Origin of the sequence: Paraburkholderia fungorum (assembly GCF_902833645.1) — a bacterium.
In the GTDB taxonomy this organism is placed as follows: Bacteria; Pseudomonadota; Gammaproteobacteria; order Burkholderiales; family Burkholderiaceae; genus Paraburkholderia; species Paraburkholderia fungorum.
Genome location: NZ_CADFGE010000007.1, coordinates 367,170 through 380,141, shown reverse-complemented (window position 1 = coordinate 380,141; position 12,972 = coordinate 367,170). Strand labels below are relative to the sequence as shown.

The following is a 12,972-nucleotide window of genomic DNA, read 5'->3' as shown; positions in this document are numbered from 1 at the left end:
ATGAAGTCGGTGTGTGTGTATTGCGGCTCCTCCGACGGAGCCAGACCGTTGTACGCCGAAGCCGCGCGCGCCTTTGGCCGCGCGCTGGTACAGGCCGATCTCGCGCTGGTCTACGGCGGCGGCAAGGTCGGCCTGATGGGTGTGATCGCCGATACGGTGATGGCCGAGGGCGGCCGCGCAATCGGCGTGATTCCCGAGTTGCTGGTCAACAAGGAAGTTGGCCATAACGGTTTGACGGAATTGCATGTCGTACCCGATATGCATCATCGCAAGAAGATGATGGCCGACCTGTCCGACGCGTTCGTTGCAATGCCGGGCGGTGCCGGCACGCTCGAAGAACTGTTCGAGGTCTATACGTGGGCGCAACTCGGCTATCACCAGAAGCCGGTGGCACTGCTGAATATCGACGGCTTCTACGATCCGCTGATCGCGCTGCTCAAACACACGGTAGACGAAGGCTTCATGCGGCAGACCTACTTCGACATCCTGCAACGGGACGCCGACCCGGTCGCGCTGATCGGCAAGCTGCAGCGCTATCAACCGCCTGCCAGCGACAAATGGGCGATTAAACGCGACGCTGTCTGAGCGCCGCGTAGCGCGCCTGTTCGACGCCCTCTTTCACCCCGCTGAACGAAACCGGCCGCGCACTCCCGCGGCCCCCACCCGAGCGATGAGGTTGCGATGACGAAAGCCGTTCTGATCACCGGTGGCAGCCGCGGCATTGGCCGCGCGACCGCGCGTTTGCTGGGCGCACGGGGCTGGTCGGTGGGCGTGAACTATGCGCAAAACCTGGCGGCAGCGCGGGAAACCGTTGCCGACGTGGAACGCGCTGGGGGCCAGGCGCTGGCGATTGCCGGCGACGTCGCCAGTGAAGCCGATGTGATCGCGATGTTCGACGCGCTCCAGCAAAAGTTCGGCCGGCTCGATGCACTCGTCAATAATGCCGGCATTGTCGCGCCGTCGAGTCAGCTTGCGGACATGGAGCTTGCGCGCCTGAAGCGTATGTTCGACGTCAACGTGCTCGGCGCCTACCTATGCGCACGCGAAGCGGCGCGCCGCATGTCGACCGCCCGTGGCGGCGCGGGGGGCGTGATCGTGAACATCTCGTCGGCGGCTGCACGTTTAGGCTCGCCGAACGAATACATCGACTACGCGGGCTCGAAAGGCGCAGTCGACACCCTGACAATTGGCCTCGCCAAAGAACTCGGCCCGCAGGGTGTGCGCGTGAACGCGGTGCGCCCCGGCCTGATCGACACCGACATCCACGCGAGCGGCGGCAAGCCCGAGCGCGCCGCCCAGCTCGGCGCGACCACGCCGCTCGGCCGCCCCGGCAGCGCCGACGAGGTTGCCGAGTCGATCGTCTGGTTGTTGAGCGACGCCGCCTCGTACGTGACGGGCGCGCTGCTCGACGTCACCGGCGGCCGCTGAGCAGACCCTAAGGCCCCTAGGGGCCCCTAAGCCCCTAAGCGCCCCCTCTTCTGCTTGCGCGGCCAGCGGCTTCCCGCGGCCGCTTTCTCCTCCCCCCCCCCTATTCCCCTCGATCTGGCGAAGAATCGGCGCGATCCGTTTGACTGACCGCCATATTCTTCGCTTTTTCTGTAATCGTTCGTAATAAAGCGGGTCTACAATCGCAGCATTCGCATGCGGCCGCAGGCTGTGCGCAGCTAGACCACAAGCCCGCGGCCAACGCCGCCGCGTAGGGCCATCAGAGATTCTCATGTACGAAAACTCATCCGCGCCCTGGCGCACGGGGACCGTCGCGGTTGCGACACCTGCACCGGCCGGCTCTGCCGACGGTGCGCCGGGCACGCACGCTGGCTCGGCACGCGTTGACGAGTTCGGCGCGGTCTTGTCAGACGGCCTCACGGCGGCGGCCGAAGCCGCAACGCCCGCAAGGCCCGCCACGCCTGCCGGCTCCTCGACACCCGCCGCGCCGGGGTCGGCTCCCGCTTCACGCGGCGCGCGGCGCTTGCGTGCGCTGGCCGCTGCCCGTCCGCTCATGTGGCTGGCGGCGCTGGCCGTCCTGTGCGCGTGGCTTCTGCCCGGCACCCTCGGCCACGAGCCGTGGAAACAGGACGAGACCTATACGTTCGGCATCATCCAGCACATGCTCGATACCGGCGACCTGGTCGTGCCGACCAACGCCGGCCAGCCCTTTGTCGAAAAGCCACCGATCTACGACTGGGTCGCCACGGGCTTCGCCTGGATGCTCGGCCGCTATCTGCCGCTGCATGATGCTGCCCGCCTTGCGAGCGCGCTCTTCGCGGGCCTGACCGTCTACTACACGGCACGCGTCGCCCGCCGCGCGGTGAGCGCGTCCAGCTGGTTCGATATCCGCGTGATCGGTACGCTGGCGTTATTCGCGAGCACGCTCGTCGTCGTCAAGCACGTGCATGACATGATGACCGACGTCGCGCTGATGGCCGGCGCCGCGCTCGGTTTCCGCGGATTGTTCGAACTGGTGCTGGTGCATCTGCGCGACGAAGCGCGCCTGCTGCCGGTCGACGTGCACCACCGGCGCCACGCGATTCTGAGCGGCGCGGCGATGTTCGGCGCGGGCGTCGGCGTGTCGCTGCTGGCCAAGGGCCTGTTCGTGCCGCTCGTCTTCGGCGCGACCACCGTCGCCGTGCTGGTGCTGTATCCCGCCTGCCGCACGCGCAGCTTCGCGGCGTCGCTCGGCGTCGCCGCACTGGTCTGCGCGCCCTTCGCGCTGATCTGGCCAATCTGCTTCTATCTACGCTCCGAAGCGCTCTTCAAGGTCTGGCTGTGGGACAACAACGTCGGCCGCTTCTTCGGCTTTTCGGTAGCGGAACTCGGCTCTGAAAACGAAAGCCGCTGGTTCGTGTTGCGCACCGTGCTGAGCGTCGGTTTCCCGGTCGTGCCGCTTGCGGTAGCCGCGCTCGCCGGCGGCGGATGGCGCCGCTGGCGTGATCCGCGCGTGGCGTTGCCGGTGATGTTCTCGGGCATCGGTTTCGCCGTGCTGCAAACGTCGGCAACGGTTCGCGAACTGTACATTCTGCCGTTCATTGCCCCGCTCGCCTTGGTGGCGACGCGAGGCATCGACAGGCTGCCGCAGCGCCTGCACGCAGGCTGGGACATAGCGAGCCGCGTGCTGTTCGGCGCTATGGCCACGCTCGCCTGGATCATCTGGTCGATCATGAGCGGTCCGGCCGATACACATGCGTCGCTGCACTGGCTCGGCCGCTGGTTGCCACTCGACTGGGTGCTACCCGTCAAACCCATATTGATCGCGGCCGCGCTGCTGATGACGCTCGGCTGGCTATGGCTGCTGCCGGTCTTCAGACACACCGGCAAATGGCGCGGCGCGCTGAGCTGGTGCGCGGGTGCAATTCTCGCGTGGGGGCTGGTGAGCACCCTGCTGCTGCCATGGCTCGATTATGCAAAGAGTTACCGCTCCGTGTTCGAAAACCTCGGCGCCGCCATGAACATCGAATGGAACGACGGCGACTGCATGGCCAGTACCGGACTCGGCGAATCCGAAGCGCCGATGCTCTACTACTACACAGGTATCGAGCATCAACCGGTCGCGAACACAGCGACAACCGAATGCACGTGGCTGATCGACCAGGGCCGTCGCGACAATGCGCGCGCGCCAGCGGGCGATTGGCGGCTGTTCTGGTCGGGCGCGCGACCGGGCGATACCGGCGAGTTGCTGCGGGTATTTGTGCGGACTCCGGCGAAGCCCGCGGACGGCGAGTAGCGCATGGCGGCAAAGAGCGCCGCCATGCCATGTGCCGCCGCTTTTCCAACGCCTAGAAAGACGAGCCGGGTCCTTTCAGGAAAGCCCTTTCTTCATCCGTAGACTGCCGCCCGAGCGCCGCGTTGCGATGAGGAAAGCGTCCGAAACGTTCGATGATTCTGGCGTGCCCGACTGCCGATGAGTAGTAGGACGCACCTTCCGGCTCGGCCTTCAGTTGTTTGAACAGGCGCAACGATTCATGCTGACTGGCAAGCGTTTCGTCGTGTTCGAACGGCAAATACGCGAACGCGCGATGATGCGCGGTAGGCAACCGGAGATCGGTGCCGCTTGCGACCATCTGCTGCGCAACGCGCAGCGCCTGATGATCTGCCGCGAAAGCGCGCGGCGTATTGCGGTAGCAATTGCGGGAAAACTGATCCAGCACAATGATCAGTGCCAAAGCACCAGACGGTGTCGCCGTCCAGCTATCGAGTGCCCCTTCGCGCGCGGCATCGATCAGCGTCCCGAAGCGTTCCAGCAGCATCGCGTCGAAAGCCGGATCGCGGGCAAACCAGAGCTTGCGCGCCTGGCCGAAGGTGGGCGTATCCGGCGCGCCAAACCAGCAGTCGAGAACCGCGCGCGCCTCGGCCGCTTCCAGCCCCGCGACCCGCTCAACCATTGCGATTGCGCATCCAGTCCGCTGTCTCAAAGAACGACGCCAACAGGCGCTCTCGCAGCGATTCGGAGAGCCCGACGTCTTCCATTGCCCACGCCATGCAGCGAAGCCATTGATCCCGCTCGCTGGACGCGATCGGAAACGGCATGTGCCGCGCCCTCAACCTGGGATGGCCGAAGCGGCTGATGTAATGATCGGGTCCCCCCATCCAGCCGCACAGGAACCAGAAAAACTTGTCGCGCGAACCATCGAGCGACTCCGGATGCAAGGCCCGAATCCCGGCGAATTCCGTTTCGAGATCCATCAGGTCATAAAACCGGTCGACCAGTTCGCGCACGCGCGCTTCACCACCCACCAGCTCGAAGGCCGTCGGCTGTGCGGCGGACACTTCGTCGTTAAGATCGCTCATACCCAATCACAAAGAACATCAAAGAAAAATCACGCATCCCGCAGCGATTGCAACGCGGGCCGCGTCAGCACATGCCGCAAGCTGATCCAGCCCCCCACACCCGCGCAGGCGATCCCGGCGGCGATACCCGCGGGCAACAGCCATGGATCGAAGCTCAGATAAAACTCGAACACGCGCGTCGCCAGCAACCAGCCGATCACTTGCGCGCCGATCGCCGCCATCAAGCCGGCCAGCGCCCCTACCGCCACAAACTCGGCGATCTGCACCGCCCGCACCTGGCGATGCGAGGCCCCCAGCGCGCGCAGCAGCGCGGATTCTCGCATACGCTCATCGCGCGTGCCGGCCAGCGCCGCGTAGAGCACCAGCACGCCGGCCGCGAGCGTGAACGCGAACAGGAACTGCACCGCGCCGATTACCTGCTGCAAGACGCGCTGCACCTGGGCCAGAATCGGACCCATATCGATTGCCGTGAGGTTCGGATAAGCGGCGATCAGCCCGTCGATGATCGACTGATTTTGCGGTGGCAAATGGAAGCTGGTAATGAACGTCGCCGGGAAATCCTGCAACGCGGCCGGCGGCATCAACACGAAAAAATTGACCTTGAACGAACCCCAGTCGAGCTTGCGCACACTCGTCACCGGCGCGTCGATCTGCAAACCCGTCACGTCGAAACGCAGCGTATCGCCGGGCTTCACGTTGATCAGCTTCGCCAAGCCCTGTTCGATGGAGATCTGCGGCGTCTTCGTGTCGCCATACCAGGTGCCGGCGGAAAGACGGTTGTCGTCAGGCAGCTCGGTCGTGTACGACAGATTGAATTCGCGGTCGACGAGACGTTTGGCATCCTCGCCCTTGAATGAATCCGGATTGACGGGTTTGCCGTTGATCGCGATCAGCCGGCCGCGCACCATCGGCGCGAGCACCGTGCCGGGCACGCCGTGCGTGTTCAGATATTGCGTGACAGCGTCGCGCTGGTCGGGCTGGATGTCGATGATAAATTCGTTGGGCGCATCCGGCGGCGTGGATTTGCGCCAGCCGGCCACGAGATCGTTACGCGTCATCGCGATCAGCAACAGGCACATCAGACCGATGCCGAGTGCGGTGATCTGCAACGCGCTCGCGCCGCTGCGCCGCTCCAGCGAGGCCAGCGCGTAACGCCAGCCGATTCCCGCATTCACGCGCTCGCTGCGCACGACGCGCGACGCGCCCCACAACGCCAGCCGCGCGATACACGCGAACACCAGCAGGCCGCCAGCGAAACCACCCGCGACAATGCCGCCGAGCTTCAACTCGCCCGCGGCAACGATCAGGAGCGCGGCAAACAACACGATGCCGAGTGCATACGCGGCCCACGCGGTACGCCCCGCTTCGCCCCATTCGCGGCGCAGCACGCGCACCGGCGGCACGCGTGTCAGCGGCAACAGCGGCGGCAACGCGAAACCGAGCAGCAACACCAGACCGGCCGCGATACCTTCGAGCGCCGGCCAGACCGTGGGGTACGGCAAGGTGACATCGATCAGACTGCCGAGCCATGTCAGCAACGCCATATGCCCCAGATAACCGAGCGCCACGCCGAGCGCGCCGCCGATCAGACCCAGCCCCATGAATTCAAGCGTGAACAGCGTGCGCAGCGTGGCTTGACTGACACCGAGACAGCGCATCGCCGCGCAGCCATCCAGATGCCGGCGCATATACCGATGCGCGGCCATCGCGATCGCCACCGCCGCGAGCAGCGCGGTGAGCAGCGAGACGAGCGTGAGGAAGTGACTCGCGCGGTCGAGCGTCTGACGTACCTGCGGCTGGCCGTCCTGCAACGACTCGAGCGCGACGCCGCGCATCTTGCCGCCGTCTACCTTGTCATGCGCGAATTGCGCGAAGCGCGCCACCGATGCATCCGAACCCGCCACCAGCAGCCGGTAAGTCACACGGCTGCCGTAGGTGATGAGGCCGGTCGATGGGACATCGTCGGCACGCAGCATCAGACGCGGTGAAAAATTGACGAACGAGAAACCACGGTCGAGTTCGCGGGTGATCACCGCACCGATCGTGAAGTTGCGCGACCCGACCTTCACGGCGTCGCCGACATGCAGCTTCAACGCGTCGAGCAACGCCTGATCGACCCAAACCGTACCGGGAGCCGGAATCGAGCGGGTAGGATGGCCCGCCGCGCCCGGCGCCGACGCGATCCGCAATTCGCCGCGCAACGGATAACCCGGCGACACCGCCTTGACGGCGGCCAGCCGCGAGACCGGCTGTGCGCCGGTCGAATTGACCATACTGGGGAAGATCGCCGTGCTGGCGGTGCTCAAACCGAGCGCGCCAGCTTGCATCGCGAACTGCGGATCAACAGGATGATCGGCACGGACGATGAAATCGGCGCCGATCATGCGCCGCGCATCGCGCTCAAGCCCCTGATGCAAACGGTCGGCCAGAAAGCCGACACTCGACAACGCCGCGACGGCCAGCACCAGCGCCAGCAGCAGCATCGTCAGTTCGCCCGCGCGCCAGTCGCGCGCCGTCATGCGGATGGCCTGGCGCAGCACATCCGCGCCGCCCAGCCGGCGCGTCGGCCGTGAGGCGGTCCGCGCCGTCACACTCCTTACCGTATCGCTCAATCGTGCCGACTCCTGGCAAACCGCGACACCATGTGCGTCGCCATTCCGCGAAAACCGCCCTGCACCCCACGCCACAACCGCGGCAACGCCCAGCCCGCCAGCATCAGAAAGCCCACCATCAGGATCAGGAACAGAAGCGGCACGAACAGCGCGAGCAGCATGCCGCCGAACACGAGTCCGTCTTCGGCAGTCGAGGTCACGACATTCGACACCGGTTCCGGCGACAGATTGATCAGCGCGCGCGTGCCCGCCTTAGCCAGATGCGCGGTGCCTGCCAGCGTGCCGCCCGCCAATGCCGCGACCGTCAGCAGCGCCGGATCGGCATGGCCGAGCGCGCCGGCGGCCAATACCGCGCCGGCGGGAATCCGGATAAAGGTATGGACTGCGTCCCATAAGGAATCGAACGCGGGAATCTTGTCGGCGAGAAATTCGGTGACCGTCAGCACACCCGCGACGCCGATGACCCACGGCGACGACAGCGCGGACAACGTATCGGGAAGATGGATGAAGCCAAGACGCGCGAACACGCCGGCCAGCAGGACTGTCAGATAGAGGCGCAGACCGCTGCCCCATGAGAGGCCCGCAGCGAGCGAAAGTGATTCAAGCATGGCCGCCTCCAGGCGCGCTGTGCGTGCCGGGCGCTTCGACGGGCAAAGCAAAGGAAACCGCCGCATCGAAGTCGTCAGACCCGCGCCAAGCCGGCCGCGCCAAATAGGCCGCGGACAATTTCAGGTTGGATTCAGTCTCATTATAGCCACGTTAATTCGCAGAACGCAGAGTGGCGAACAAATGCTGGCCTGTAACGGCGGAGGATTGGCGCTCGATCCACGCACGCGCGGACACGCCAATCCACTTGAATCTCAGGGTCTCAATGAGAGATTCACCGAGAGATCAATGCCCCGACGACAGCTTCAACCCGATCAAGCCGATCACGATCAGCGCCGCGCTCGCCACCCGCGCGACCGTCAAAGCCTCGCCCATCATGACGATGCCGAAGATGAACGCGCCGACCGCGCCGATGCCTGTCCACACGGCGTAGGCCGTGCCGAGCGGCAGTTGACGCATCGCCATGGCAAGCAGAACGAAACTGCCGAGCGCGGTCACGACCGTAAATACGGACGGCCACAGCCGGGTAAAGCCTTCGGAGGTTTTAAGACCGGCCGCCCAGGCAACCTCGAGCAAACCGGCAATCAGCAGAAGAATCCAGGACATGAGACAGCTCCATGATCAGATGGGGCCGTCCCCGTTTGAAGCAGATGCGCAAGGTCGTCCTTACGAACTGTAATTATACCAAAATCGCGTTATACGGCGCCGACCAGCCGATATCCCACCCCCGTCTCCGTGACGATGTGCTCCGGTTGCGCCGGATCGCGCTCCAGTTTCCCGCGCAGATGCGCCATGTAGATGCGCAGATAGTGATGGCTCTCCACATGGGACGGCCCCCACACGTCGCGCAACAATTGCCGGTGCGTCAGCACCCGGCCCGCATGGCGCACCAGGGTCGCGAGCAGCCGATATTCGATCGGCGTGAGATGGATGGCGGCGCCCTCGCGCGTCACCTGGCGCAAGGCCAGGTCGACGGTCACCGCGCCGAAGCGCACCAGCGGCGATTCATTCGCGCCACCCTGATTGCGCCGCCGCATATGCGCACGGATGCGCGCCAGCAGTTCGGACACGCCGAATGGCTTGGTGAGGTAATCGTCCGCGCCGGCGTCGAGCGCGGCGACTTTCTCGGTTTCCTGAGTGCGCGCCGACAGCACGATGACCGGCAGCTCGCTCCAGCCCCGCAGCTCGCGAATCACATCGAGACCGTCGGTGTCGGGCAGGCCGAGATCGACGATAACGAGATCGGGTTTGCGCGTCGCGGCTTCGACGAGACCTTGTTTGCCGGTTTCGGCGTCGTGCACGACAATGCCCTCGCCTTCCAGCGCGGTTCGCACGAAGCGGCGAATCTGCTTTTCGTCTTCGATCAGAACGACGGTGATGCTCGGGTCACTCATGGCTGGGCTTGGAAAGCAGGTTAGAAGTTGGATCGCGGTCGGGCAAGGCATCGGCGCCTTCGTCTTCCAGCGCATCGGGTGCTTCGGGGGGTGTTTCCACCGGCAAGGTGAACCAGAAGCGCGCGCCTTCGACACGGCCGTCCGGTGACATCCGATTGAGCGCGCCGATTGTACCGCCGTGCGCTTCGACGATCGCGCGGCAGATCGCGAGGCCAAGGCCGATGCCCGGCTTGGCCGACTCCTTCTCGCCGCGCGTGAATTTCTCGAACACACGCGCTTCCATGCCGGCCGGCAGACCCGGCCCGTTATCGTCGACCGCGACGCGTACGAACGATTTGCCGTCCGCGTCGAGACGTTGCGCGCCGATCGTCAACGGCGTATCCGGCGGGGTGTACTTGGCCGCGTTCTCGAACAGGTTCGAGAAGAGCCGCTCCATCAGCACCGCATCGAGGTGCAGCAGCGGCAAATCGGCAGGCAGCTTGACTTGCACCGGGTGATTGGCCAGCACGCGTTTGCACGCCCGCAGCGCGGCACCCACCGTTTCCTCGAGAAGGGTCCACTGCTGGTTCAGTTGCAGGCTGCCTGCCTGCAAACGCGCCATATCGAGCAGATTGGTGACGATGCCGGTCATGCGCAGCGCCTCTTCGTGAATCGCTTCGACGAGATCGTCGCCGGGTTGCGCACCGGGATGCGCCTCGCGCGATTGCGCCAGCATCGACGAGAAGCCGACGATCGTCGTCAGCGGGGTGCGCAGGTCGTGCGAGATCGCCGACAGCAGCGAATTGCGCAAGCGCTCCGATTCCATATTGACGAGCGCGTCGCGCGCGATGTCGACGTAGTGCACCCGCTCCAGCGCCAGCGCGATCTGCGCGGCAAATGCGTCGAGCATGCGTTGCTGCTCGGGCACGTCCAGCTCGCGCTCGTCGCGCATCACGACCGCGAGCACACCGCGCGTGCGCATCGGCGCCTTCAGCGGCAGGTACAGCGCGGCGGCGGCCGGCAGCGTATCGGTACCGTGTCCGGCGGGCTTCTGCTGATCGTAGACCCATTGACCGACGTCGCTATCGAGCATCTCGCCTTCGAGCGTGATTGCCGCATCGGGGTCCTCGATTTTCTGCTTCACCTGATCGGCGCTGTCCGGCAACAGGATCGCGACACGCGCGCCGAACACTTCGCTGACATGCCGGCTGCCGATGCCGACGATCTGCTCGGTGGTAAGCGCGGCAGCCAGCTCGCGCGCCATCGCATACATCGCGCCGGTGCGTTGTTCGCGGCGCCGCGCGACGCTCGCCTCGCGGCGCAAGCTCGACGTGAGATGGCTGATGACGAGCGAAGTCAGCAACATGCCGAGGAAGGTCAGCAGGTACTGCGTGTCGGACACCGACAGCGACATGCGCGGCGGCACGAAGAAGAAATCGAACGCCGCCACGCTCATGAACGACAGTACGACGCCTGGCCCACGCCCCAGCTTCACGGCCGTGAAAATCACGCCGAGCAGGTACAGCATGACGAGGTTGGTCAGGTCGATATGGTCGATCAACTGGCTCGACAACAGCGTAATGGCCGCGCAAATCGTCAGTGCGATGCCGTAGGCGCGCGGCGGCGAACGGCGTTCGCGCGCCGCGCTCAGCGCCTCGCGCCACGCATTCGCCGTGGTATTGAGCAAGCGACGCTGCTCGCCGCCGTCGCGTTCCGACGACGCGCGAATCAGCGTGAGATCGAGGTCGCCCGCGCGTTCCGCGATGCGTTCGCCGAGCGGACGGCGCACCCAGCGCTGAAAACCGCTGCGCGCCGATGCGCCGGCCACCAGCTTGGAGACATTGCGAGCCTGCGCGTAGCCGATCAGCGCGGCGACCGCATCGGTGCCCGCCAGCGTCGCGGTTTCGGCGCCGAGTTCGGCGGCGAGCTTCAAGGCGTTCAGTGTGCGTTCGCGGCGCGCATCGGGCAGGCGCTGCAGCGCGGGGGTTTCGACGTAGACCGCGATCCAGTCGGCCTTCAGGCTCGCGGCAAGGCGTGCCGCCGCGCGCACCAGCATCGGCGCTTCCGGCCCCGGACCGACACACACCAGCAAGCGCTCGCGCGCCTGCCAGATCCGCTCGATCGAACGGTCGGCGCGATACTCACGCATCTGCGCATCGACACGGTCCGCCGTGCGGCGCAACGCCAGTTCGCGCAGCGCGATCAGATTGCCCTTGCGAAAGAAGTTGCGCACCGCGCGCTCGGCCTGCTGCGGCAAATACACCTTGCCGTCGCGCATCCGGTCGAGCAATTCTTCAGCGGGCAGGTCGACCAGCGTGACTTCGTCGGCGCGATCGAACACGCGGTCGGGGACCGTCTCCCAGACCCGGATGCCGGTAATCTGGCCGACTACGTCGTTCAGGCTTTCGAGGTGCTGGACGTTGACCGTGGTGTAGACGTCGATGCCCGCGTCGAGCAGTTCGTAGACATCCTGCCAGCGCTTCAGATGCCGCGCGCCCTGCACGTTCGAATGCGCGAGCTCGTCGACGAGAATCAGTTGCGGCTTGCGCGCGAGCGCGGCGTCGAGATCGAACTCGCCGAGCTTGCGGCCGCGATACTCGATTACCGCGAGCGGCAGCACGTCGAGACCTTCAAGCAACGCAGCGGTTTCGCCGCGGCCATGCGTTTCGGCAATGCCGACCACCACGTCCGTGCCTTCATCCGCACGGCGGCGCGCGGCCTGCAACATCGCGTAGGTTTTGCCGACGCCCGCCGACGCGCCGAAGAAAATCTTCAGCCGGCCCCGTTGACGCTTTTCTTCGTCGCGTTGCAGCTTGTCGAGCAGTTCATCAGGATCGGGGCGGTTCATGCTCAATGGTTTTCATGATAATGCGAGCGATAGTGCATCCATGGTGGCACGGCAGCAGCGCCACCGCAAATGGCAATCGCAAATGGCGAAGGCGGCACCGCATGGTCGCCGCCTCCTCGAATCACAGCCATCAATGAATGACGCTGATCCGCGCTCAACCCTGCTTCATCTCGTCCAGCGCCAGATTCAGTTGCAGCACGTTCACGCGCGGTTCACCAAGAACGCCGAACTGGCGGCCAGTCGTATAACGATCGACCAGCGCCTGCACATCGTTCACGGCGAGCTTACGCGCTTTGGCGACGCGTTCGATCTGATACGCGGCGGCCGCCGGGCTGATCTCAGGATCGAGACCGCTGCCCGAGGACGTCACCAGATCGACCGGCACGGGCTTCGACATATCCGTGCCGGCCGCCTTCAACGCGTCGATGCGGCCTTTGACCTCATCGAGCAGCGCCGGGTTGGTCGGTCCGAGATTCGAACCGCTCGAGCCCTGGGGGTTGTACGGCATCGGGCTGGTGGCCGACAGACGGCCCCAGAAGTACTGCGGCGCATCGAACTGCTGGCCGATCAGCTTCGAGCCGACCACCTTGCCGTCCTTCTCGAGCAGGCTGCCGTTGGCCTGGTTGTTGAAAGCTGCCTGACCGACGGCGGTCATTACCGCGGGATAAGCGAGTCCGGTGACGGCGGTCAGCACCGCGAAAATCACGATCAGCGGACGGAACAGATTTTTCATGTTGGGTAACTCCTT

11 protein-coding genes are annotated in these 12,972 nt (G+C 65.2%); 3 read left to right on the top strand and 8 right to left on the bottom strand.

All coding sequences use genetic code 11. The features are described 5' to 3' along the window. The 3 genes from HWX91_RS22970 to HWX91_RS22960 all read left to right on the top strand — a co-directional run bounded on the left by HWX91_RS22970 (position 1) and on the right by HWX91_RS22960 (position 3,721). A complete protein-coding gene (locus HWX91_RS22970) occupies positions 1 to 585 on the top strand; it encodes an LOG family protein (RefSeq protein WP_028196930.1) in 585 nt (194 codons plus the stop codon). A gap of 96 nt (positions 586 to 681) precedes the next feature. Further along, entirely contained in the window at positions 682 to 1,428 is a 747-nt protein-coding gene (locus HWX91_RS22965; protein ID WP_028196929.1) for an SDR family oxidoreductase, read from the top strand. Between the two features lie 289 nt (positions 1,429 to 1,717). Continuing rightward, complete coding sequence (locus HWX91_RS22960) at positions 1,718 to 3,721, top strand: ArnT family glycosyltransferase (RefSeq protein ID WP_102857318.1); 2,004 nt, start codon at positions 1,718 to 1,720, stop codon at positions 3,719 to 3,721. Between the two features lie 52 nt (positions 3,722 to 3,773). Here HWX91_RS22960 and HWX91_RS22955 read toward each other — a convergent pair whose 3' ends face one another. The 8 genes from HWX91_RS22955 to kdpC form a co-directional block, all read right to left on the bottom strand. Further along, the gene (locus tag HWX91_RS22955) at positions 3,774 to 4,379 is read right to left on the bottom strand and encodes a DUF924 family protein (protein WP_028196928.1); all 606 of its coding nucleotides are present in this window, start codon (positions 4,377 to 4,379) and stop codon (positions 3,774 to 3,776) included. Further along, positions 4,372 to 4,785 carry a group II truncated hemoglobin gene (locus HWX91_RS22950; protein WP_028196927.1) on the bottom strand — a complete coding sequence of 138 codons (414 nt, stop codon included), beginning with the start codon at positions 4,783 to 4,785 and terminating at the stop codon, positions 4,372 to 4,374. Before HWX91_RS22950 ends, HWX91_RS22955 begins: the two co-directional genes overlap by 8 nt. A gap of 29 nt (positions 4,786 to 4,814) precedes the next feature. Next, positions 4,815 to 7,397, bottom strand: coding sequence for an ABC transporter permease (locus tag HWX91_RS22945; protein WP_028196926.1), 2,583 nt, complete (start codon positions 7,395 to 7,397; stop codon positions 4,815 to 4,817). Further along, positions 7,394 to 8,005 carry a DUF4126 domain-containing protein gene (locus HWX91_RS22940; RefSeq protein ID WP_028196925.1) on the bottom strand — a complete coding sequence of 204 codons (612 nt, stop codon included), beginning with the start codon at positions 8,003 to 8,005 and terminating at the stop codon, positions 7,394 to 7,396. The genes HWX91_RS22945 and HWX91_RS22940 overlap by 4 nt, the downstream gene beginning before the upstream one ends. 283 nt (positions 8,006 to 8,288) lie before the next feature. Next, the gene (gene sugE, locus HWX91_RS22935; RefSeq protein ID WP_028196924.1) at positions 8,289 to 8,609 is read right to left on the bottom strand and encodes a quaternary ammonium compound efflux SMR transporter SugE; all 321 of its coding nucleotides are present in this window, start codon (positions 8,607 to 8,609) and stop codon (positions 8,289 to 8,291) included. Positions 8,610 to 8,698: 89 nt separating this feature from the next. After that, positions 8,699 to 9,397: a two-component system response regulator KdpE gene (kdpE, locus tag HWX91_RS22930; RefSeq protein ID WP_028196923.1), complete on the bottom strand. Its 699-nt coding sequence runs from the start codon at positions 9,395 to 9,397 to the stop codon at positions 8,699 to 8,701. Then, positions 9,390 to 12,224, bottom strand: coding sequence for a DUF4118 domain-containing protein (locus tag HWX91_RS22925; protein WP_028196922.1), 2,835 nt, complete (start codon positions 12,222 to 12,224; stop codon positions 9,390 to 9,392). The genes kdpE and HWX91_RS22925 overlap by 8 nt, the downstream gene beginning before the upstream one ends. A 154-nt stretch (positions 12,225 to 12,378) precedes the next feature. Beyond that, positions 12,379 to 12,957 carry a potassium-transporting ATPase subunit KdpC gene (kdpC, locus tag HWX91_RS22920; protein WP_028196921.1) on the bottom strand — a complete coding sequence of 193 codons (579 nt, stop codon included), beginning with the start codon at positions 12,955 to 12,957 and terminating at the stop codon, positions 12,379 to 12,381. Positions 12,958 to 12,972: the final 15 nt, after the last annotated feature.